Consider the following 21,919-nt stretch of genomic DNA (forward strand, 5'->3'; position numbering starts at 1 on the left):
CCGCCGGCGGGCTCGGACAAAGACGCGCCCCGCGCGGCGGGCGGCTGCGCGGGGCGGAAGGGGTGGGGATCAGGGGTCCTCCGGCGGTTCTTCCGGGGGCGTGAGAGCCTGGCGGGCCTGCTGGAGGTAATCCCGGTCTGCGGTTTTCTTGCTGGGGACAAAGTTCTGGGCGGGGGTTTTCTTTTTGCCCTTGCTTCGGGCATAAAAGAAGCCGGTGACGGAGAAGACCAGGGCCCCCAGGAAATTCACCATCAGGTCCTTCATGGTGTCGATGAGCCCGATGTCCAGGTATCCCGGCAGCCCCAGGCTGCTGCCGTTGACCGCCACATCCTGGATGTTGTGAATGGTCACCACCTGGTTGCTCCGGGTGGGGTCCAGGGTGACGGAGTGGATGGTGTGGATGATGGTGTCCTTCTGCATGTCCGTGTGCAGGAAGGTGTCCATGAAAAACTCAAAGAACTCCCACAAAACCCCGATGGTCATGGAAAAGCAGAAAGCCAGCAGGGCCAGGAAAAAGGGGGAGAGCTCAAAGGTCAGCTTTTCATTGTCGTTGAGCAGGATGACCATGGAGAAGCCCACCGCCGCGGCCAGAAAGCCGTTGAGGGTGTGGAGCATGGTGTCCCAGTTGGGGACCACCACGTAAAAGGCGTTGACCTCCCCCAGGATTTCCGCGGCGTAGATGAAGCAGAGAATGGTGATCTCCAGGGGCGGCGGCAGTTCAATGCGCAGCTTCACCTGAAGCCAGCTGGGCAGATAGAGCAGGCACAAGGCCAGCAGACAGAAGAAGGCGCTCTCATAGCTTCCCCGCATGATCTGACGCACCAGGGAGACGATGACCAGGATGCGCAGCACGGAAAAGACCAGAAAGGAACTCTTGTGTTCCCGCAGCTCCTTGGCCATGGCCTGGCGGAAGGTTCTGCGGTTGCGCCGGTCCTCCTCCATGGATTGCAGCAGGTTCTTTTTCTTTGCCATGGGACCTCCTTACTTGCCCACGCAGAAGCGTTGGAAAATGCGGCTGGTGATGTCCTCTCGGACGGTTCGTCCCGTCAGTTCCCCCAGGGCGGCCATGGCCTGCTCCACGTCGGTGAGCAGGGCGTCGGGGGTGACCCCCTGCTCCAGGGCCTGGCCGGCCCGGGCCACGCTCTCGGCGGCCCGGCGGACAGCGTCGGTCTGGCGCTGGTTGGTGAGCAGCAGCTCGGAGGCCCGCTGCCCGGCTTGGGGGAGCAGCGCCTGGGCCCGGCGGACCAGTTCCGCTTCCAAAAATTCCAGGCCCAGGCCGGTTTTGGCGCTCAGGCCCACCACGGAGAGGGTGTGGGCTGTGTTCTCTGCCCGGAACATGGGGCAGCCGTAGCCGGGCAGATCGCTCTTGTTCATCACCAGAAGGGTGTCCGCCTGGTCCAGGGCCTGGTCCAGCAGCGCCGTGTCTTCTTCCCCCAGCTCCTGGGTCCCGTCGCAGACCAGCAGGATCAGGTCCGCCTGGTCCAGGGCCTGGCGGCTGCGGGCCACCCCCAATTGCTCGATGGGATCGTCGCTGTCCCGCAGGCCGGCGGTGTCCACCAGACGGAAGAGGTATCCCTCTAAGGTGACCGTGGCCTCCACGGTGTCCCGGGTGGTGCCGGGGATGGGGGTGACGATGGCCCGCTCATAGCCCGCCAGGGCGTTGAGCAGGGAGGACTTGCCGGCGTTGGGCCGGCCCAGGAGGACGCAGGTGAGACCCTGGGAGAGCAGCCGCCCCCGCCGACTGGTCCGCAGCAGGGCGGTCAGGGCCTCCTCCTGGGCCTGGAGGGCTTCCTGGAGTTGCTGGGTTTGGAAGGGGTCCAGGTCCTCGTCGGGGTAGTCCAGCACCGCGCAGAAGTGGGCCATCACGTCGGTCAGGCCGCTGTAAATTGCGTCAATCCGCCGGGAGAGGGCTCCGGTGAGCTGGCCGGCGGCCTGCCGGGCGGCGGCGGGGGTCTCCGCCTCAATGAGGTCGATGACCGCCTCGGCCTGGGTCAGGTCCAGTTTTCCGTTGAGGAAGGCCCGCTGGGTGAACTCCCCGGCCCGGGCCTGCCGGGCGCCGGCAGCGAAGAGGGCGTCCAAGACCAGAGAGAGGACCATGGGGGAGCCGTGGCATTGAAGCTCCGCCGTCTCCTCCCCGGTGTAGCTGTGGGGAGCCCGGCTGACAAAGGCCAGGCCGGTGTCAAGCGCCTGGCCCGCCTGGTCCAGCAGGGTGCCGTAGAGGAGCTGACGGTCCGGCGCGTCCGGCAGGGCGCGGGTTCCCTTAGGGCGGAAGACCCGGGCCGCTGCTTGGGCGGCCCCGGGGCCGGACAGCCGCAGAATCCCCACCCCCCCTGTCCCGGGGGGAGTGGCGACGGCGGCAATGAGATCAGACATGGAGGACCTCCTTTCCAAGAAACCATTTTTGGCGAATCCACCGTCAAAATGTTCCTTGACAGCATCTTTCGGCAGCCAAAAATGCATGTACGAGAGTATACACCTATTGTGGACAACTCTGTGGATAATGTGTAAAACCTTTGGGAAATCTCAGGTTCCGCTGGGTGGGCGCCCCGTTTTTTCCGAAACTTTCATGCAAAATTCGAGGAAATTTGGTTGGTCAGAACGCACAAAGGGAAAAATTCCTTGTAAAAATGACGAAATATTAACAGCTCGATCACAAAAAGTAACAAAAAGGATTCCACTATGCCTGCGGTCCTGTGGAAAATAAACGGGAGGCCGGAAGGAGCGCGCCCGCCCTGTGGAAAACCGGCGGAGAGAGCGCCTTACGCGCCCTGAATCCGTTGGGTGATGGCCCGGGCCGCCCGGACCCCGGAGGCCCCCGCCTGGGCCAGCCCCCGGGTGATCCCGGCCCCGTCGCCTGCGGCGAAGAAGTTGGGCAGGGAGGTCTCCAGATGGGTGGAGAGCTTCAGCCGGGCGGAGTAGAACTTGACCTCCGCCCCATAGAGGAGGGTGTCGTAGTTGGCGGTGCCTGGGGCCAGCTTGTCCAGGGCATAGATCATCTCAATGATGTCGTCCAGCTGGCGCTTGGGCAGGGCCAGGGAGAGGTCCCCCGGCACGGCGGCGGTGAGGGTGGGGTGGGTGGTGGACTTGCCCATTCGGTGGGCGTTGGAGCGCACCCCCCGGACCAGGTCCCCAAACCGCTGGACCAAGACGCCCCCGGCCAGCATGTTGGACAGGGAGGCGATGTGCTTGCCGTAGCGGTAGGGCTCGTCAAAGGGTTCGGTAAAATGGTTGGAGACCAACAGGGCGAAGTTGGTGTTCTCGCTGCGGAGCTTGGGGTCGGAGTAGCTGTGGCCATTGACGGTGTGGATGCCCTCCACATTCTCCGCCACCACGTGGCCGTAGGGATTCATGCAGAAGGTGCGCACCTGGTCCCCGTACTGCTTGGTCCGGTAGATGAGCTTGGACTCGTAGACCACGTCGGTGATGTGCTCGAAGATCAGGGCGGGCAGCTCCACCCGCACACCGATGTCGATTTGGTTGTTGGTCATGGGCAGGCCCAGCTGACGGCACTGCTGGGCAAACCACTCTGCCCCGGACCGGCCGGGGGCGGCGATGAGGAACTTGGCCAGATACTGGTCCCCGTCCGCTGTCTCCAGGCAGTACCCCCCCTCTGCCTGGCGGATGGCGGTGACGGCGGTGTTGAACTGGAAGGTGATGTCCCGGCGCAGGTCTTCGTAGAGATTGGTGAGAATCCGCAGGTTGTTCTCCGTGCCCAGGTGTTTTACCCGGGCCTGGAGGAGGTGGAGGTCAAATTCCAGGGCCTTTTTCCGCAGGGCCTGGGCGGCGGGGGTCTCCGTGGAAAAGACCTCCCGGGTGGCCCCGTGGGCGGTGTTGATCTCATCCACGTAGTCGATGAGCTCCATGACCTCCTGCTCCGGCATGAAGTCGGTGAGCCAGCCGCCGAAGGCGGTGGTAAAGTTATACTTCCCGTCCGAGAACGCCCCGGCCCCGCCGAAGCCGCACATGGTGTGGCAGACCTTGCAGTCAATACATTCCCGCACCTTGCCCGCCACAATGGGGCAGCTGCGGTGGTAGATGTCCTGGCCCTGATCCACGATCAGCACCTTCATCCCCGGATTGCGGCGGATGAGCTCGTAGCCGGCAAATACCCCGGCCTCTCCGCAGCCCAGAATCATGGTATCGTAGGTTTTCCGCATGGTATCTCGTTCCTTTTCTGATAGAATGGGAAGTGGAAAAATCCAAAACCATCTCATTCTACCATAAAGGACTCGCGTGTCAAGGCGAAATTGACACGCTGTGGGGTCTGGCCGGGGAAGAAGAAACGCTGCCAAGGCGGGCTGGGCAGCGTTTGGCGTCAATACCGCCGGAGAAGGGCCACCACCTTGCCGATGATCTGGGCGTGGGTGCCGTCAATGGGCTGGTAGTCGGAGTTGGCGGGGAGGAGCCAGGTCTGCCCGTTTTTCTGGGAGAGGGTTTTCACAGTGGCCTCGTCCTCAAAAAGGGCCACCACGATCTCCCCGTTCCGGGCCTGGCTCTGGCGGTGGATCACCACCAGGTCATCCGGGTAGATTCCCACCCCCAGCATGGACTCCCCCCGGACCTTCAGGGCAAAGTATTCCTCGGGATGGGGGCCGGCCTGGAAGGGGATGTACTCCTCAATGCACTCCTCCGCCCAGATGGGGGCCCCGGCGGCCACATGGCCCACCAGGGGGATCTGATCGGGGCCGGGGAGGGACGCGTTTGGTAGGGTGATGGACCGGGTCTTGCCCCCGTCCCACTGGAGCAGGCCGGCCTGGCGGAGGTGGTCCAGATGGTACTTCACCGTGGAGGGGGAGCGGACCCCCACGTGCTGGCCGATCTCCCGCACGGTGGGGGGGTATCCCATTTGGCGGGTAAAGGTGCGGATGAAGTCATAGATCCGCTGCTGTTTTGGGGTGAGGTTGGTCATGGCGGCGCCCTCCCAATACCAATATCTTGTAGCTAAAAAGATTGTATCACATAGAGACGGGGGAAGTCAAACGGATGTTCGAAAAAAGTTCCCCGGTTTTGTACCAACCGGGGAACCAGAATGGATGGATCAATACTGGGTGGTCCACAGGGAGATCAGCAGGACGGGGACCAGCCACAGCAGCAAGAACAGGGACAGGTGCCAGGCGCACATGGCGCCCAGGGCCCCGGCACTGGAGAGGGAGGCGGTGAGCACCACCCCCACGCAGGCGCTGAAGTTCACAAAAAAGCTGCTGAAGGCAGCCGCCCGGCGGATGCGCTTGGCGCCGATGAGGGCCTGGGAGAAGGGGGCGATTCCCTCCCGGCACAGGACGGCCAGAATGGCCGGACCGTGGGGCTGGTTGGGGCCCGACAGGGTCACCCGCCGCTGGAGGTCCGGGAAGGTCAGCTGATCCATGGGTAGCCGGCCCCACAGCCGCAGCCGGTGGGGGTTGAGGTTGAAGTCCCGGGTGACCATCACCGGGGCGATCCGGTGAAGCACCATGCTCTGCAGGGCGGGGGTGATGGCGGGGTGGAGGGTGTATTTCAGCACGAACATCCCCACCAGCTCCCGGTCCACCGCGCAGAACACCGCGTCCTTGGCCCGGATGCCCGGGGGGAGGGCGATGCCCTGCCGGCTCATAAAGTCGCTGTTGCCCACCAGGATCTGCTGCCCCTGGCACTGGCCCAGCAGGCCGGTCTCCTGCATGACGATTTTTTCAATGGGGAGGTAGCCGCTCCCCTCCGCCCGGACCAGCTTGTCAAACAGATAGGTGAGCCCCGAGCCAGAGGCCCGGATGACCGAGGCGGTGAAGGCCACGGTCCGCTCCATGGACAGGCTGCCGAATACCCGGGAACCCGCCAGGGCCACGGTGCCGGGGGGATAGATGTCCTGGTCCAGCAGCAGGGCGGCCTTGCACCCCTTGCCGGCCAGCAGGCCGGGCCAGCCCGCCAGGGCCACCCCCAGCTTGGCCAGCTTCCCCCCCAGCATCCGCAGGGGGAGATTGAGGGCGAGGGAGACGCCCAAGGTGGCCGCGGCGGTGAACAGGGCCGACAGAGACCAAAAGATCAGGTTGGGCTGGTGGTGGGCCACGGTGGTGACCAGGGACAGGCAGAAGCAGGCCACCAGCAGCACCGGGGTCAGCCGGCGGAACCGGGCCTCGGCCTGGCTGGTGGTGCGGATCTGGCTGCCAAAGCCCTTGGGAACCCCCAGCCACTTGCGGAAAGCGGTCCGTCCCCCCAGGACATTGGGGTCCTGGGTGACCAGGTAGGGCTGGGACACGGAGGCGGCCACCCGGCAGGCCTGAAATTTGGCCGACCGGTCACAGTAGCGCCCCAGCAGATGAAAGGTCAGCACCAGGGCGCAGGGGGAGAAGAAGGGGATGGCGCTCTCCCGCAGGGGGGTAAAGACCATGGTGACACCGTCCACCAGGGTGAACAGGGCGGCAAACAGGGCCAGGGTGTCCCCGTTGGGGGCCAGGTTGGTCAGCTGGACCAGGCCCTCCTTGAGCACGTCCAGGCTCAGCAGGACGCACCCTGCGAACAGGGCCAGACTGCCCAGCAGCAGGATGTTGGCGGGCAGGAGGCTGTCCAGCACCGGCAGCACGCCGCTGTCCAGCAGGGCAAAAAGCAGGAGCACCGCCGAGAGCACCCCGGCAGCGGTGCATTTTCCCTTCAGGGCCTGCAGCCCCAGGCCGTATTCCTCCGCCAGCTGGGCCGGCGGGGCGTCGGGGGGCGGGGGCGCTTCCGCCCGGGCCTTCCGTTCCCGGAAGGGGTGAAACCCCGTGCCCTCCTGGGGCGGCGTCTGGGGCTTGCCCGGGGGGACGGTCTGCCCGCCGGGGGCGGCCTTGGGACCGGTGGGGGTTCCCTGTCCGGGGGCTTGGGGACCCTGGGCCGCCTGGCCTGTCTGGCCCGGGGCCGGCGGACCCTGCATGGGCGGCTGTTCCGCCGCTCCGTCCCCTTCGGGGGTAGCCGGTTGGTCCTGGGCTTGCTGGGCGGCTGCCTTGGGGTCCGGGGTGAAGGCGATGAGCTCCGGCCCGTCGTCCTGGGGCACTCCCACCTCTGTCTCATCCTGGGAGGGCGCCGGGGCCTCCTCCGGGGCGGGGGCCTCTGGAGCGGGGGCCGCCTGTTCTCCTTCTGGCGGCGTGTCCGGGGAAGGCGCCGGTTCGCCGGCGGGCTGGGGCGTCGGGGATGCGGGTGCCGGGGCGGGGGCCTTCTCCTGGGGCGGGTCCTGCTTGGGGGACTGGGCCGGCGGTATTTTCTTCGCTGGGGCCTGATTGGCCGGCAGCGGCTGGTTGGCGGGTAGGGGCTGGCTGGCCGGCCGGGGCGCCGCGGGTTTGGGGGCCGGCGGGGCGGCCGGGGCAGGGGAGACCGGCTGGGGAGAGGTAATCCCCGGCTTTGCCGGGGCGGCTGCCGGCGGTTTGGGCGCTTGGGGCGCCTCCGGGGGCAGGGGGACCGAGGGCCCGGCCGGCGTCTCCGGCGGGGTGTAGTCGGCGTACTCCCACAGGATATCCCCTAAGCTGAAATGATTGTCATCTGCCATAGCATCAAAACCTCCCTGCGCCCATGGGCGCTGCGATGGAACGAAATGGGGCGGGGTCAGCTGCCCAGGCGCTGCCGCAGGGCCTCATACAGCAGGATGGCGGCGGCCGCGCTGGCGTTGAGGGAATTGAGCTTCCCCCGCATGGGAATGCGGACCAGAAAATCACAGGTCTCGGAGACCAGCCGGCTCATGCCCGATCCCTCTGAGCCGATGACCAGGGCGGCGGGGCCTTTCAGGTCAGCCGCGTACAGAGAGGTGGTTCCGTCGGCGGCGGAGCCAAAGATCCAAAGGCCCTCCTCCTTGAGCCGCTTGAGCAGGGAGGGCAGGTTGGCCACCCGGGCCACGGGGAGGTGGGAGACCGCCCCGGCGGAGGTCTTGGCCACCACGGCGGTCAGGCCGGCGCTGCGGCGCTTGGGGATGATGACCCCGTGGGCCCCGGCGCACTCGGCGGTGCGGATCACCGCCCCTAAGTTATGGGGGTCGGAGAGCTCGTCGCAGACCACCAGCAGGGGGGGCTCCCCTTTGTCCCGGGCGGCCTGGAGGATGTCCTCCACCGTGGCGTAGGCCCGGACCGCGGCCACGGCGATGACCCCCTGGTGGGCGTGGGTGCGGCTCATGCCGTCCAGCTTCCGCTTGTCCGCGTCGGCCACCACGATGCCCTGGCTGCGGGCGGTGGAGGCGATGTGACCCAGGGCGGTGTCCACCTCTCCCTTCATAATGAAAATTTTGTCGATCTGGGTGCCGGCCCGCAGGGCCTCGATCACCGCGTTGCGGCCCTCGATGATTCCGTCGGCGGGGGCCTCGTCCCCTGCCCGGTCAGGGCGGGGCTGGTTGTGTTTGTACTGCATAAGACTCCAATCCCGGCGCGTCGGCCGAAGGAAGAAATTTCAGGGAAAAAAAGCAGAGAACCTGCATATTTTAGGTATTATATCATGGATTTCAGGGAAGAAAAAGCCCCTTTTCCCGGGAAATTTCAGGAGAGAGAATTCCGGTCCCGCTTCCGCCAACCACGTCCGCCTGGTCAGGGGGAAAATTTCATAAATTCTTAACACCTATGTCACAGGCCGTTCCTTGCAATAAAAAGGGAAATATGATACCATACCGTTATCAAATGGGGAAAGTTTTTCCCGGCAAACTATCTGCCAAGCGCGGTGGGATACCCTGCCCGCAAATGACATAAACCAGAAAAACGGGGGCGCTCCCCCGGAACGGAGGACAGATACTGTTGAGTTCCAATCCAAACAACAAGGGCAAGGGCGGCGGCCAAGGCCCGCGCAAACGCGGCTTTATTTTCGGGGCCATTCTCTGGGCCCTGGTCCTGGTCATTTTCTTTAATTTCCTGGCCAAGCAGATTGCCAACGCCGGCACCAAGGAGGTTCCCTACTCCGAGTTCATCCAGATGGTGGAGGAGGACAAGGTGGCCACCGTGGAGCTGACCAGCAACAAATATACCTTTTACCTCAAGGAAGACCTGCCTGCCGGCGCGGGGGAAGGAGGCAGCCAAGACCTGGCGGAGGTGCTGGCCCAGCAGATGGAGCAGGGCGGCGCCACCCGGTATGTCACCGCGCCGGTGGTGGCCCGGGACGACAGCCTGATCTCCCTGCTGAAAGAGCATGATGTGGAGTATTATTCCCCCATGCAGGAGGAATCCTCCTATCTCATGAGCCTGCTGCTGAGCTATGTGGTGCCCATGATCCTGATGGTGGGCCTGCTGGTCTTCCTGATGCGCCGGATGAGCGGCGGCATGGGGGGCCTGGGCGGCGTGGGCAAGGCCAATGCCAAGGTCTACATGGAGAAATCCACCGGCGTCACCTTCGCGGACGTGGCCGGTCAGGACGAGGCCAAGGAGTCCCTGGTGGAGATCATTGATTTTCTCCACAACCCCGGCAAATACACCGAGATCGGCGCCAAGCTCCCCAAGGGCGCCCTGCTGGTGGGCCCGCCGGGCACCGGCAAAACCCTGCTGGCCAAGGCCGTGGCCGGGGAGGCCAACGTCCCCTTCTTCTCCATCTCCGGCTCGGACTTTGTGGAGATGTTCGTGGGCGTGGGGGCCTCCCGGGTCCGGGACCTGTTCAAAGAGGCCAACAAGGTGGCCCCCTGCATCGTTTTCATCGACGAGATTGACACCATCGGCAAGTCCCGGGACAACCGTATGGGCGGCAACGACGAGCGGGAGCAGACCCTGAACCAGCTGCTGGCGGAAATGGACGGCTTTGACCCCACCAAGGGGGTCATCCTCCTGGCCGCCACCAACCGGCCGGAGGTGCTGGACCAGGCCCTGCTGCGGCCCGGCCGGTTCGACCGCCGGATCACCATTGACCGGCCCAACCTGGCCGGCCGGCTGGCCACCCTCCAGGTGCACACCCGCCGGATTCGCCTGTCCGAGGATGTGGACCTGCGGAAGGTGGCCCTGGCCACCGCCGGCTGCGTGGGGGCCGACCTGGCCAATCTGGTCAACGAGGCCGCCCTCCGGGCGGTCCGCCTGGGCCGCCGGGCGGTGAATCAGCAGGACCTTCTGTCCGCCTTTGAACTGGTCATTGCCGGCACGGAGAAGAAGGGCAGCGTGCTGACGGAGTTTGAGAAAAAACTGGTGGCCTACCACGAGGTGGGCCACGCCATGGTGGCCTATAAGCAGAAGAACACCGAGCCGGTGCAGAAGATCACCATCGTCCCCCACACCCAGGGCTCCCTGGGCTATACCCTGCTCATGCCCGAGGAAGATAAAACTGAGCTTCGCACCCGGGACGAGCTGCTGGCCCGAATCGCCGTGTCCATGGGCGGCCGGGCCGCGGAGGAAGTGGTGCTGAACACCATGACCAACGGCGCGGCCCAGGACATCCAGGACGCCACTGCCGTGGCCCGGAACATGGTGGCCATGTACGGCATGAGCGACCGCTTTGGCATGATGGCTCTGGCCTCCAAGCGCAGCCAGTACCTGGACGGGGGCTACGGCATGGACTGCGCCCAGGACACCGCCGCCGCCCTGGACGAGGCGGTCCGGGACATCCTGGACCAGTGCTACGCCACAGCGGTGGAGATCATCCGGGAGAGCCGGGCGGAGATGGACCAGGTGGTGGCCTACCTGCTGGAGAAGGAGACCATCACCGGCGCGGAGATGGTGGCCATCATCCAGGGCCGGGACCCCGCCACGGCGGACTCCCCCCTGCTGGCCCCGGGCCCCGAGACCCCCGCAGGGGCGGAAGGGTCCCCGGAGGTTCCCTCTGTCCCCGCGCCCCAGCTGGGGGGAGAAGACCAGGGGGAGGCACCGCCTCCCGTCCCAGAGGAGACACCGAAGGAGTGACCCGCCCTGGGCACCCATCCAAAGAGCAGGCCCCGCCCGGGAATGACACCCGGGCGGGGCTTTTTTAGAGAGGAGGGACGCCATGAGACCCATTCCCCCCGCCCCGGCCCCCGGACAGCGGATTCTGCTGATCCCCGCCATGTTGGACGCCCATTTCCCTCTGCTCCAGTATGCCTTTCACTCCAAGGCCTATTACCCGGTGATCCTGTCCCAGAGCAGGGGGCTTGCGGACCTGGGCCTGCGCTATGCCCACAATGACCTGTGCTATCCCTTTGTTCTCAGCCTGGGTCAGTATCTCCAGGCCCTGGGCAGCGGGGCCTATGACCTGGACCAGGTGAGCCTGCTGATGCCCTCGGCGGGGGATGCCTGCCGGGGGTCCAACTTTCCCAGCCTGATCCGCAAGGCCCTGGCCGCGGCGGGGTATCCCCAGGTGGAGGTCCTCACTTGGAACGTCAAGGGGCTGGAACGGGACCATGCCCTGCCCCTTCGGCCGGAGATGGTCTGGCGGGCGCTGTTTGGCCTGTTTTACGGGGACCTTCTCCTGCTGCTTACCCTGCAGACCCGGCCCTATGAGGCCGTGGCCGGGGCGGCCAACGCCTGCCGGGACCGGTGGACCAACCAGCTGGCCGGGGAACTGCGCAGCGGCGCCCCCTTGACCCTCCGCAGGATGAAGGAAGTCTTTCACCAGGCCGCCGGGGACTTTGCCGCCCTGCCCCGCCGGCCGGTGGCCAGGAAGCGGGTGGCCCTGGTGGGGGAGCTCTACACCAAATACTGCGCCCTGGGCAACTGGGACATCCTCCCCTTTCTGGAGGAGGCGGGCTGTGAGGTGGCGGTGAATGGCTTCTCCTGGTACATTCTCTACTATATCAGCAGTCAGATCGCCGGAACGACGGGGCCCGTCCAGGCCCTGTGGCGGGGCTTGGGCGCCTGGATGGCGGGGCTCCAGCGGACCATGACGGCGGCCCTGGCAGCCCACGGGTTTCACAGCCTGCCCCCCTTTCCCGCCTTTCAGCGGGAGGCGGCGGACTGGATCAGCCAAACCCTGCGGGTGGCTGACGGATGGCTCATCGGGGCCGAGTGCGCCGCCCACATCCATGCCGGCTGTCACCGGGTTTTGGCCATGCAGCCCTTTGGCTGTCTGCCCAACCATGTGTGCGGCCGGGGACAGTACGCGGCCCTCCTGCGCCGGCTGGGCCGGGGCAAAGTGGTCAGTGTGGACCTGGACGCCAGCCTGCCCCGCCTGCTGGTGTACAACCGGGTCAAGCTCCTGCTGGAGGGCGAGGGATGAGGAAAACCCTCTCCGAACCGCAAGGGTTCGGAGAGGGTTTTGTGCTGTTTGTACAATCTATACTGGTCGAAAGATACAGCGTATGTTTGGGGATTGGGTCAGAGGAGCCGTTGGGCGGCCTCCCAGTCGGATTTTTTCACATATACCAGGTAATACCAGTTCTGCTCCATCTGGTGTAGCAGAGTGCCGCCCCGCTCCCGGCTGCCGAAGTTTAGGGCGGAAGGGGAGGAGCGGTCTACCGTTTTTACAGTGTATTCGATCCCTGCCTGGTCCAGAGCTTGACACAGAGAATCCCGGCGGGCGGGATCAAAGAGAGGGGGCAGCTGGGCACGGTTAAAAATGGAGATCATAGAGAAAGCCTCCCGTGTTAAAGGTGTGTATTTTGGCGTCCTTTGCGCCGCAGTCTTTAAGGCGCGGCCTCCCGCATAATAATCAGGTCCAGGAACTGGGCATTGCGTACCACATAGGTGGCCACGGAGCCCAGTTTTTGCAGGGGGCCTCGGGAGGAGCGGGTCATAACCAGGGCGTCAAAACCCCGCTCCCGGGCGTAGTAGACGATTTCCGGGCCGGGGCTGCCCCACAGCAGTTCGGTGCGGACTGTCCAGCCGGGCAGCAGGGCGGCGAAGGTTTCCAGCTCCTGGGCGGCCTTGCGGGCCATCCGGTCCCGGGCGAATTGGCCGTCGATGTGCATTTGGTCGGGCAGGACCATCAGAAGGGTGACCTCGGTGTCCTGGGGGCGGTAGGTCTGTTGGACCATGTCGATGGTGCGCAGGCTGCGGGTACTTCCGTCAATGGGCAAGAGCACGTGTTTCATGGAATTCGACCTCCTATCCAGATGGGTGGGAACCATGGTGGAAAAGGGGAAAGGCGGTGGCCTTTCCCCTTTTGTGGACAGATGACAGATGATTCACGCCTCCCGCAGGACAGTGGTGGTGATGAAGGAGGCATTCTGCACAATATAAGTGGAGACCGAGCCCAGCTTCTGGGTGGACCCCCGGCTGGAACGGGTCATCAAGATGGCGTCAAAGCCGCCCTCCTTGGCGAACTGGATGATCTCCGGTCCCGGGCTGCCGAAGCGCAGGGCGGCGGTCGTCTGATACCCGGGGAGCATCTTGGCAAAGGATTCCACCAGTAGGCGGGCCTCCTCCTTGGTCTGGGGGTCTTGAGTGATCTCCTCATGGTCGGGCATGGGGGTGACCTCGTCATTTTCGTCGGTGAGCTTGGAGGGACGGGGGTCGGGCACGACCAGCAGGATGGTGATCTCTGTCTCAGCGGGAATGTAGGACTGCTTCACCACCTGGATGGTGCGCAGGCTGCGGGGGCTTCCGTCGATGGGCAGTAGGATCTTCTTCATAAGGGTTACCTCCAATCATACAGCGGACACTTGGCGCGGAGCAATGGGGCGGTCTCTGGGGGCGTTATTCGTCGCCCTCCTCCCGCATGACAATGACATCCAGGAAAGAGGCGTTGCGGACGATGTAGGTGGCCACGGAGCCCAGCTTCCGCAAGGGCCCTCGGGAGGAGCGGGTCATGATAATCATTTCTGTGCCGGATTCCTTGGCATACTCTACAATTTCAACGCCGGGGGCGCTGCCCAGCAGGACCTGGGTTTTCACTTGATAACCGGGGAGCATGTCGGCCACGGCAGTCAGCTCAGGCTGGGCCTTCTCCGCGTTGTGCTTGATCTCATCCATGGAGTTGATGTACAGCTGGGCGCTGACCACCTTCACGACGGTGATGTCGCTGTCGGCGGGGTCACACAGCTGCTTCACCATTTCCACGGTGCGGATGCTGCGCTTGCTGCCGTCAACCGGCAAGAGAATTTTCTTCATGGCAAAAACCTCCTTCGGCGTGGACCCTTTTTCCAGCCTCATTATACAACTAAAACAAAATAAAGTCAAGGAAAGGGGACAAGCTTTGGGAAAATATCCAAAAATGACGGGAGGACTATTTGCCGTGGATGATGGTATAGGCGTGGGGAATGGCTTCAATCTCCACCGTCTGGTGGGCCCCGCCGGCCTCCCCGTCCAGGGTCCAGAGGAGCTCTGCGGCGGCGGTGATCTTCACCTTGGCGGTGGAAAAGGTGGTCATCATGGAGTTGAGAATGGAGGGATCGGTCATGAGCAGCGCCCGGCTGAACTCCTCCATGTCTTTGACATCCCGGATGGGGGAGATGAGGGTGACCTCCAGAAGGCCGTCGGACAGATCGGGGTTTCCCGGGGGAAAGTTGCGGAACCGGCCCACGGAAGTGGTATTGCTGACCATGCCGTAGAGGTAATCCCCCTCCAGAACCTGGTCTTCCCACTCCACCTTGATGTGGTAGGGCTTGATGGAGGCCAAATTTTTCACCACTTCTAATATATAGGCGTTGTACCCCAGCAGATTCTTGGCCTTTTGGGGGGTGGAGTAGGCGATCTCCGTAAAGGCCCCAAAGGCAGCCACGTAGAGGAAGCTTCTCCCGTTGAACCGGCCCAGGTCATGGGTGTGGGGCACGCCGGTGACCGCGGTGGCGGCCAGCTCCGTGAGCTTGTCCAGGGGCAGGTCCAGGTTTTTGGAAAAGTCGTTGGTGGTGCCCACGGGGATGTATCCGATGACTGGGGGCTCCGGCAGCCGGGTGGCGCCGGCGATGGCTTCGCTGAGGGTACCGTCCCCTCCGGCCACCACGATCTGGTCAAATGCGCTGCTCCAGCGGACAATGGCATCCCCCGCGTCTCCCCGGTACTGGGTGGGGTAGGCGGTGATGAGGCAGTCCTGCTCTGTCATGGTGTTAATCATGTCGGACAAATTGGCCCAGGTCTTGTTTTTTCCCGCGTGGCGGTTATAGATAAAAAGGACGTGTTTCACGAGGTCTCCTCCTTATGGCAAGATTGGTCAGGGTCAAGGGGACGGACCCTGGGGCGGCAGGGTTTAAGATCATATAAAGAAAATTATAAACCCTTGGTTTTCCGTTGACAATAGGCACATTGACGGGATATACTGATTTTCGTAAGAAACCCCTCAGGGATTTACAGAAATTTCCAGTCGCGAAGGGAGAGAGAAGGGCGTGGGAATGCGGAAAACGGAGCTGCTGGACAAATATGCCCGGGATGGAGACAGCCGCCTACTGCTGGCCCGGGTGCTGGACCAGTGGCAGCGGGCCGAGCAGCGGGGCGTTCCCACCCACACCGGCTTTCTCTCCCCGGCGGAGCAGGCGGTGAGCGCGGACCTGCTCATGGCCGCGGCCCCGGGACAGGGGATTTTAGCGGGAGGCTATCCCGACGCCGAGCGAAGGCTGTGGGCCTTTCTCCCCGACTGGCTGGAGGAGGAGACCTGGCAGCAGGGGGAGGAGTGCCCTCTGTGCGCCCTGGAGGTGGAGACCCCGCCGGGGGCCGGTCTCACCCACCGGGACTATCTGGGCTCCCTCATGGGCCTGGGCCTGACCCGGGAGAAGCTGGGGGATATTCTCCTCTCCCAACAGGGGGCCCAGGTGGTGGTGCTGCGGGAGGTGCTGCCCATTCTCCTGTCCCAGTGGGAGAAGGTGGGGCGGTACCCGGTGCGGCTGACCCCCATCCCTTTGGCGCAGCTGCGCCCCGTCCCGGGGGAGCGAAAGCAGATTCGGGCCACGGTGGCCTCCCCCCGGCTGGACGCTGTGGCGGCGGCGGGGTTCTCCATTCCCCGGAGCCGGGCCGCCGAGCTGATCCGGGGCGGCCGGGTGATGGTGAACCACCGGCCCTGCGGCAAAGCCGACAAGGCTGTGGAGGCAGGGGATGTGCTCACCTGCCGGGGCCTGGGAAAGTGTGTGCTGCGGGAGATCGGCGGCACCTCCAAGCGGGGCAGGACCATTTTGGAGCTGGAACGGTATTTGTAAAAGAGAGAGAGCGAGGAACCCGCTCCGGGCAGAAAAGCCGGCCCGGGGACGGGAAGTTCCATAGAAGCAAGAAAGGATTGCCTACGATGACAGAAGAACGCATTGCCCGCCTGAATGAATTGGCCCGGAAGAGCAAGACCATTGGCCTGACCGAGGAGGAAAAGCAGGAGCAGGCTCTGCTGCGCCAGGAGTATCTGGCCGCCATCCGCCAGAGCCTGGAGGCCCAGCTGGACAACGTCTACATTGTGGAAAAGGATGGCACCCAGACCAAGCTGAAGAAAAAGGAGCAGGGCCCCCTGTCCTAACACCCGAGCAAACCGCCGTCCGGCGTTTTGTACGGCGGCCCCGCCGCCCAATATAAGGAGGAAACATTACCATGCCCAGTATGTACGTCAACGTTCCCCGTCTGGAACAGGAGACCAAAAACACCCTGGTGGCCAAGCTCTATGACGCCGCCGCCCCCGTTCTGAAGGCCCCCCACATCTACACCTTCGTCAACGAGTATGAGACCCTCTACGAAAACGGCCAGCCCGCCCCCCAGAAGATGGTGGTGGCCAACATCGAGGCCGGCCCCATCAAGGAGGAGAAGGTCAATGCCATCGCCGAGGGCATGCGCGCGGCGGTGCGGGAGGTTCTGGGAGAGGACAAGGACCTGACCCTGGTCTTCCACGACAACGGCCTGGACCGCATTGCCATTGGCGGCGTGACCATTGCCACGAAGATGAAAAAGTAAGCTGCGAGACAGGAAATCGCCCCCTGTTCATTCAGAACAGGGGGCGATTCTGTGATAGGGAAAGGAGTTAAGGATATGGATATACTCATTGTTATGTGCATTGGAATTCTTGTGGGAAGGCTTCCTTTGCTGCGCCGGATGAAAAAGAAAAATGAAGGTCTCTCTTTGCTCTGTACATTTCTTCTAATTTTTGCTATGGGTGTTATGCTTGGGGAGAAAGAGAACTTTTTTGAGGAACTGTCATCTCTGGGATTCACAAGTTTTCTGTTCTTTTTGCTTCCCACCGGATTCTCCATTATACTGGTTTATTACTTAACAAAAGTTTTTATGAAAAAAGAAAAAAATTCTGAGGAAAGGGAAGAGGCAAAGTGATTGTCGTTTTAACGGTTCTTTCTTTGGTTTTAGGGATTGCCTACGGCTATTTGGACGTTGAGAATACATTTATCTCTATGATTTCCCAAAATACGCAGGTCATTTTGTATGTATTGATGTTCTCTGTGGGCATAAGCATAGGAATGCACGATGGGATAATGAAGAAACTGAAAGAGTATCATGTTAAAATTTTCATTATTCCGGTGGGGATTATACTGGGTTCGCTTTTCGGGGGACTGCTTTGCGCGGCAATATTCAAAATTTCCGTCGGCCATGCAACGGCTATTGCAAGTGGATTGGGATGGTACAGTTTTGCTGGTGCGACAATCAGCAAATTAGCGGGAGCGGAATTGGGGAGTATCGCGTTTCTGAGCAACCTTATGAGGGAACTCTTCTCGTTTTTTATTATTCCATTTTTAGCGGCTCACCTTGGATACTATACCTGTATTGCACCCGCTGGCGCGACCAGTGAAGACACGACGTTACCCGTCATGTTGAAATATACCAATGAGGAAACGGTGGTGCTGTCTGTTTTGAATGGTATCATTTGTTCCTTTTTTGTCCCTATACTGATATCAGTATGTCTTTCTGTTGTGTAACAAGGTTGCGGGACAGGGAAGGGGGAATATTGGCGCAAGATATATCGTGAATAATTCCTTGTGTTCCTATGGATGAGAGGTATTTTTGTCCTTTGAGGGTTCTTTCTTTATAAATCGCCCGATATATTTATTCAGCTCCCCGTTTTCAAGAAAACAGGGAGCTTTTTATGCGCGATCAAGGGACAATCTGGTTTTGCACTGTGTTAGGTGCCCTGTGGGACGCTGTGGTTTCAAAGGTTGTTGGTACATACGCCTGCAACCCCGCGGGCAATTAACGGCAGGCCTCTTCCGGTCGGCGTCCGATCCCTTTTTTCTGGTCCTCCAACTGTGCTTGCAACCGATTTGCTAAAGTTGGACAGCCGCAGTCCAAGGAGAGCTGGATTCCATGGGCCAGGAATGAAAGGGCGGTGTTTCGTGGCAGCTCGTCCGCATTGTGAACGGCCCACCAAGGAAATGCTCTGCAGAACCCCTCTTTTTCAGCGATCAGGAACAGATAGCCGATCAGCGTGTGGTCTCGGAACAAAAAAAGATACTGGGGCAGCGTTCCCGGCCGGGATTTTTCCATTTCTTTTTTCATGGTTCTTCGCGTCCCATGCGCGGGAGAACAACCGAGGGAACGGAGCTGCTTGCACACGGCGTCTCTTTCTTGGGGCGGGAGGTCTAAATAGTTTAGAATGCGTTCCATGGTCACCTCCGGTGGCAGGATGGGTCTTGAAAAGGGGCCGGGTCAAGGGATGGAAGGGGAGGGGCGGCCCTCAGCCGTCGGTCTGGTCCGATTCCATGTCCGGAAATAGCCCCACCAGCGCCCCGCCCAGGGAGGAGGTCTCCCACCACAGGGCCAGGTCGATCACCCGCGCCTCCCCCTCATCCAGTATGGTGCACAGGAGGACGGATTCTCCCTCGGTCATGGCGGTGAGGGGAACCCAGTGCCAGCTGTCCAGGTTTTTGAGGGCTCCGTGGGAGAAGTTGAGGAAGGCCACGGGACAGTCCTGGTCCAGGCACTGGGCGACGAATTGCCGGCACTGGTCCAGGGAGGGCCGGGCCTCCCGCTGGGCGGGGATCTCCAGCACCTGCCCCTGGAGACGGCATCCCCGGGACAGGGCGAAGGAGCGGCAGCCCAGCACCAGGCTCTCCGGCTTGTCCAGCCCCCGGGCACCGGGGGTGACGTAGGGCCAGAGGGCCTCCATGTAGCGGAGAAAGCCCGCCTGGGTCCTGGCCGCCGCCGGTACCATGGGGCGGAGCCCGGGGCGGGTCTGGGACAGATAGGACAGCAGAGCGGCGGCGGTGGTGGGCCCGCAGCCCGCCCGGCGCTGCCAGAGGTCCCGGTACCATTCCTGGTCCCCGCCCTGGTAAGTCTCCCCCTGGGGGCCGGTGATGGTCAGCCGTTCCGGGTGTGTCAAGCTGTGGGGCATAACAAGGGCCTCCTTTCCGTGAAACAGAACCGGGGGACGGAATGATCCGTCCCCCAGGGTTGTTTGCAGTGGGCGCCAGGGAGAATCACTTCTGGTTCTCCGGGTCGGCCATGCCCTTGGCCATGAGGCCAAGGTAGCTCTCCGCGTTGGCAATGCTGCCGGCCACGTCCTCATCGGTGAGGGTTTTCTTCACTTTGCCGGGTACCCCCACCACCAGGCTTTTGGGGGGGACGATGGTGCCCGCAGCCACCACGGCCCCGGCGCCCACGATGGAGCCCGCGCCGATCACCGCGTGGTCCAGAACCACGGCGTTCATGCCGATGAGGCAGTTGTCCTCCACCGTGCAGCCGTGAAGGACCGCCCCGTGGCCCACGGTGACGTATTGGCCCACCACCACGTTGCAGCCCGCGTCCCCGTGGAGGACGCAGTTGTCCTGGACGCTGGTGGCCTTGCCCACGGTGATGGATTCCTGGTCGCCCCGGAGGACGGCGTTGTACCAGATGTTGGCCTGTTCGTCAATGGTCACGTCCCCCCGGACGAAGGCCCCGGGGGCCACCCAGGCGGTGGGATGGATCTTTGGCATGGGGGACCTCCTTACTGGTGCAGCACCCGCACCCGGAGGACCCCGGGCAGGGCGGCGATGGCGGCGGTGTCTACCTGGGCGTCGGTGTCCAGCAGGAAGTAGCCGTACTCACCCCGGGTCTTGGAGGCGGAGGCCACAGCGGGAACCGCGGCGGCGATGGCGGCGGCGTCAGCCCCCTTGGTGAGCACGCACACCCGGTTCTTGGCGGCCCAGGCCATGGACAGGACGGGAAGATTCACGGAGTTGACAATGTTGCCGTTGTCCAGGTAATCTCTCACCTGACGGGCGGCCATCATGGCGCAGTTGTCCTCGCTCTCCGGGGTGGAGGCGCCCAGGTGGGGGATGGCCACCACACCCTCCATGGCGGCGGTTTCGCTGTTGGGGAAGTCGGTGACATAGGCCGCGCATTTGCCGGAGGCCAGGGCGGCCTTCAGGGCCTCGGTGTCCACCAGCTCACCCCTGGCCAGGTTGACAATGCGGACCCCGTCCTTCATGGCGGCGAAGGCGGCGTCGTTGAGGGTCCCCTTGGTCTCGGGGGTCATGGGCAGGTGGAGGGAGATATAATCGGCCTGGCCGTAGAGCTCCTCCAGGGTGGAGACCACCTTCACGCCGGGGGTCAGGTTCAGGGCGTGCTGCACGGACAGGAAGGGGTCATAGCCCACAATCTGCATGCCCAGGGCGGCGGCGGCGTTGGCCACCAGCACGCCGATGGCCCCCAGGCCCACCACACCCAGGGTTTTGCCCTGGATCTCCGGACCCACGTAGGCGGCCTTGCCCTTTTCCACCACGGCGGCCACGTCGGCGCCGGCGGCAGCCTGCTCCTTCACCCAGGTGATGCCCTGGGAGATCTTCCGGGAGGCCAGCAGCAGGGCGGCAATGGTAAGCTCCTTCACCCCGTTGGCGTTGGCGCCGGGGGTGTTGAAGACCACAATGCCCGCCTCGGCGGCCCGGTCCAGGGGGATGTTGTTCACCCCGGCCCCGGCCCGGGCGATGCACAGCAGCTCGGCGGGGAAGTCATAGTCGTGGAGCTTGGCCGAACGCACCAGAATGGCGTCCTCGTGCTCCATGGTGTCGCTGATCTCGAACCGGTCGTCCAGCTCGGCCAGGCCGATCTTGGAGATCTTATTCATCGTCTTAACATGGTACATAACGACAGCATTTCCTTTCTTAATCTACCGAAAAATTGAGAGCCCAGCGAAGCGGGTCTTAATTTTCTTTGTCGAACTTCTGGATGAAGTCACACAGCTTCTCCACACCCTCGGTGGGCATGGCGTTGTAGATGGAGGCCCGCATGCCGCCCACGGACCGGTGGCCCTTCAGGTTGGTGAAGCCCGCCTTCACGGACTCGGCCACAAATTTGGCGTCCATCTCCTCGGAGGCGGAGCGGAAGGTCACGTTCATGTGGGAGCGGGAGCCCTTTTCGGCGGAGACGGTGAAGAGCTTGGCATTGTCCAGTACGTCGTAGAGCATCTGGGCCTTCTTCTGGTTGATCTTCTCCATGCCGGCCGCGCCGCCCTGCTGCTCCAGCCAGTCGCACATGAGACCCAGCATGTAGATGCACCAGCAGGGGGGGGTGTTGTACATGGAGTCCTTGTCGATCATGGACTTGTAATTCATAATGGCGGGGGTGATGGGCAACTCCTGGCCGGCCAGGTCCTCCCGGATGATGACAATGGTCAGGCCGGCGGGGGCCAGGTTCTTCTGGGCGCCGGCGAAGATCAGGCCGAACTTGCTCACATCCACCGGGCGGGAGAGGATGTCCGAGGACATGTCGCAGGCCAGGGGCACGGAGCCGGTCTCGGGGACGTACTGCCACTGGGTGCCCTCAATGGTGTTGTTGGAGCAGTAGTAGAAATAGGAGGCATCGGGGTTCAGCTTCAGCTGCTCCTGGGCGGGGATGTAGACATGCTTGCGGTCCTCAGAGGAGGCGGCGATGGTGACCTGACCGTACTTCTTGGCCTCCTTCATGGCCAGGTTGGCAAAGTGACCGGTCACGGCATAGTCGGCCTGGCCGGTTTTGCCGATGAGGTTCAGGGGGATCATCCCAAACTGCATGGTGCCGCCGCCCTGGAGGAAGAGGACCTTGTAGCCCTCGGGCACACCCAGCAGCTTCCGGAATTTTTCCTGGGTTTCGTCAAAAATCTTCAGAAAGATTTTGGAGCGGTGGCTCATTTCCATCACGGACATGCCGGAGCCGCCGTAGTTGGTGATCTCCGCACCGGCCCGCTGAAGGACCTCCAAGGGCAGCATGGAGGGACCTGCCGAGAAGTTGAAAACACGATCATTTGCCATAAG

At 62.9% G+C, this 21,919-nt stretch carries 23 protein-coding genes; 7 read left to right on the forward strand and 16 right to left on the reverse strand.

Going from position 1 to position 21,919, the window contains the following annotated elements; genetic code table 11:
* Nucleotides 1–69 precede the first annotated feature (69 nt).
* The 6 genes from DV520_RS09615 to rlmB form a co-directional block, all read right to left on the reverse strand.
* Entirely contained in the window at nt 70–972 is a 903-nt protein-coding gene (locus DV520_RS09615) for a DUF2238 domain-containing protein (RefSeq protein ID WP_021919820.1), read from the reverse strand.
* A gap of 9 nt (nt 973–981) precedes the next feature.
* Entirely contained in the window at nt 982–2,373 is a 1,392-nt protein-coding gene (gene mnmE / locus DV520_RS09620) for a tRNA uridine-5-carboxymethylaminomethyl(34) synthesis GTPase MnmE (protein ID WP_117142574.1), read from the reverse strand.
* A 386-nt stretch (nt 2,374–2,759) separates the two neighbouring features.
* Complete coding sequence (locus DV520_RS09625) at nt 2,760–4,157, reverse strand: NAD(P)/FAD-dependent oxidoreductase (protein ID WP_021919818.1); 1,398 nt, start codon at nt 4,155–4,157, stop codon at nt 2,760–2,762.
* 158 nt (nt 4,158–4,315) lie between these two features.
* Nucleotides 4,316–4,909 (reverse strand): transcriptional repressor LexA, encoded by a 594-nt coding sequence (gene lexA / locus DV520_RS09630; RefSeq protein WP_117142575.1) that lies wholly within the window; start codon nt 4,907–4,909, stop codon nt 4,316–4,318.
* 129 nt (nt 4,910–5,038) lie between these two features.
* A complete protein-coding gene (locus DV520_RS09635; RefSeq protein WP_117142576.1) occupies nt 5,039–7,489 on the reverse strand; it encodes a hypothetical protein in 2,451 nt (816 codons plus the stop codon).
* A gap of 56 nt (nt 7,490–7,545) precedes the next feature.
* On the reverse strand, nt 7,546–8,337 hold the full coding sequence (gene rlmB / locus DV520_RS09640; RefSeq protein ID WP_021920410.1) for a 23S rRNA (guanosine(2251)-2'-O)-methyltransferase RlmB: 792 nt from the start codon (nt 8,335–8,337) through the stop codon (nt 7,546–7,548).
* 377 nt (nt 8,338–8,714) lie between these two features.
* Between rlmB and ftsH the strand changes: the two genes are divergently transcribed.
* On the forward strand, nt 8,715–10,790 hold the full coding sequence (gene ftsH, locus DV520_RS09645) for an ATP-dependent zinc metalloprotease FtsH (RefSeq protein ID WP_242984682.1): 2,076 nt from the start codon (nt 8,715–8,717) through the stop codon (nt 10,788–10,790).
* Nucleotides 10,791–10,872: 82 nt separating this feature from the next.
* Nucleotides 10,873–12,078, forward strand: a complete 1,206-nt coding sequence (locus tag DV520_RS09650; protein WP_117142578.1) for a hypothetical protein — start codon at nt 10,873–10,875, stop codon at nt 12,076–12,078.
* Between the two features lie 98 nt (nt 12,079–12,176).
* On the opposite strand, the gene DV520_RS09655 is transcribed toward DV520_RS09650, so the two are convergent.
* From DV520_RS09655 to DV520_RS09675, 5 genes are all read right to left on the reverse strand, one after another.
* Entirely contained in the window at nt 12,177–12,428 is a 252-nt protein-coding gene (locus DV520_RS09655) for a hypothetical protein (protein WP_117142579.1), read from the reverse strand.
* A 56-nt stretch (nt 12,429–12,484) separates the two neighbouring features.
* Complete coding sequence (locus DV520_RS09660) at nt 12,485–12,892, reverse strand: universal stress protein (RefSeq protein WP_021920415.1); 408 nt, start codon at nt 12,890–12,892, stop codon at nt 12,485–12,487.
* A 93-nt stretch (nt 12,893–12,985) separates the two neighbouring features.
* A complete protein-coding gene (locus tag DV520_RS09665; protein ID WP_021920416.1) occupies nt 12,986–13,432 on the reverse strand; it encodes a universal stress protein in 447 nt (148 codons plus the stop codon).
* Nucleotides 13,433–13,496: 64 nt separating this feature from the next.
* Nucleotides 13,497–13,910: a universal stress protein gene (locus DV520_RS09670; RefSeq protein ID WP_021920417.1), complete on the reverse strand. Its 414-nt coding sequence runs from the start codon at nt 13,908–13,910 to the stop codon at nt 13,497–13,499.
* A gap of 115 nt (nt 13,911–14,025) precedes the next feature.
* The gene (locus DV520_RS09675) at nt 14,026–14,922 is read right to left on the reverse strand and encodes a diacylglycerol/lipid kinase family protein (protein WP_021920418.1); all 897 of its coding nucleotides are present in this window, start codon (nt 14,920–14,922) and stop codon (nt 14,026–14,028) included.
* Between the two features lie 205 nt (nt 14,923–15,127).
* Between DV520_RS09675 and DV520_RS09680 the strand changes: the two genes are divergently transcribed.
* From DV520_RS09680 to DV520_RS09700, 5 genes are all read left to right on the forward strand, one after another.
* Nucleotides 15,128–15,925, forward strand: coding sequence for a YlmH family RNA-binding protein (locus DV520_RS09680; RefSeq protein ID WP_021920419.1), 798 nt, complete (start codon nt 15,128–15,130; stop codon nt 15,923–15,925).
* Between the two features lie 86 nt (nt 15,926–16,011).
* The gene (locus tag DV520_RS09685) at nt 16,012–16,230 is read left to right on the forward strand and encodes a DUF896 domain-containing protein (protein ID WP_117142582.1); all 219 of its coding nucleotides are present in this window, start codon (nt 16,012–16,014) and stop codon (nt 16,228–16,230) included.
* A 71-nt stretch (nt 16,231–16,301) separates the two neighbouring features.
* Nucleotides 16,302–16,658, forward strand: coding sequence for a hypothetical protein (locus DV520_RS09690; RefSeq protein ID WP_021920421.1), 357 nt, complete (start codon nt 16,302–16,304; stop codon nt 16,656–16,658).
* Between the two features lie 75 nt (nt 16,659–16,733).
* On the forward strand, nt 16,734–17,030 hold the full coding sequence (locus DV520_RS09695; RefSeq protein WP_117142583.1) for a hypothetical protein: 297 nt from the start codon (nt 16,734–16,736) through the stop codon (nt 17,028–17,030).
* Nucleotides 17,027–17,629: a LysO family transporter gene (locus DV520_RS09700; protein WP_117142584.1), complete on the forward strand. Its 603-nt coding sequence runs from the start codon at nt 17,027–17,029 to the stop codon at nt 17,627–17,629. Before DV520_RS09695 ends, DV520_RS09700 begins: the two co-directional genes overlap by 4 nt.
* 271 nt (nt 17,630–17,900) lie before the next feature.
* Here the strand turns inward: DV520_RS09700 and DV520_RS09705 are convergent, their stop codons facing one another.
* The 5 genes from DV520_RS09705 to serC form a co-directional block, all read right to left on the reverse strand.
* The gene (locus DV520_RS09705) at nt 17,901–18,206 is read right to left on the reverse strand and encodes a hypothetical protein (RefSeq protein ID WP_117142585.1); all 306 of its coding nucleotides are present in this window, start codon (nt 18,204–18,206) and stop codon (nt 17,901–17,903) included.
* 178 nt (nt 18,207–18,384) lie between these two features.
* Entirely contained in the window at nt 18,385–19,041 is a 657-nt protein-coding gene (locus tag DV520_RS12690; protein ID WP_117142586.1) for a hypothetical protein, read from the reverse strand.
* 85 nt (nt 19,042–19,126) lie between these two features.
* Nucleotides 19,127–19,624, reverse strand: a complete 498-nt coding sequence (locus DV520_RS09715) for a gamma carbonic anhydrase family protein (protein ID WP_021920427.1) — start codon at nt 19,622–19,624, stop codon at nt 19,127–19,129.
* Nucleotides 19,625–19,635: 11 nt separating this feature from the next.
* Nucleotides 19,636–20,772: a 3-phosphoglycerate dehydrogenase family protein gene (locus DV520_RS09720; protein WP_117142587.1), complete on the reverse strand. Its 1,137-nt coding sequence runs from the start codon at nt 20,770–20,772 to the stop codon at nt 19,636–19,638.
* Between the two features lie 58 nt (nt 20,773–20,830).
* On the reverse strand, nt 20,831–21,916 hold the full coding sequence (gene serC, locus DV520_RS09725; protein ID WP_117142588.1) for a 3-phosphoserine/phosphohydroxythreonine transaminase: 1,086 nt from the start codon (nt 21,914–21,916) through the stop codon (nt 20,831–20,833).
* Nucleotides 21,917–21,919 lie beyond the last annotated feature (3 nt).

Origin of the sequence: Evtepia gabavorous (assembly GCF_003425665.1) — a bacterium.
GTDB lineage: Bacteria > Bacillota > Clostridia > Oscillospirales > Oscillospiraceae > Evtepia > Evtepia gabavorous.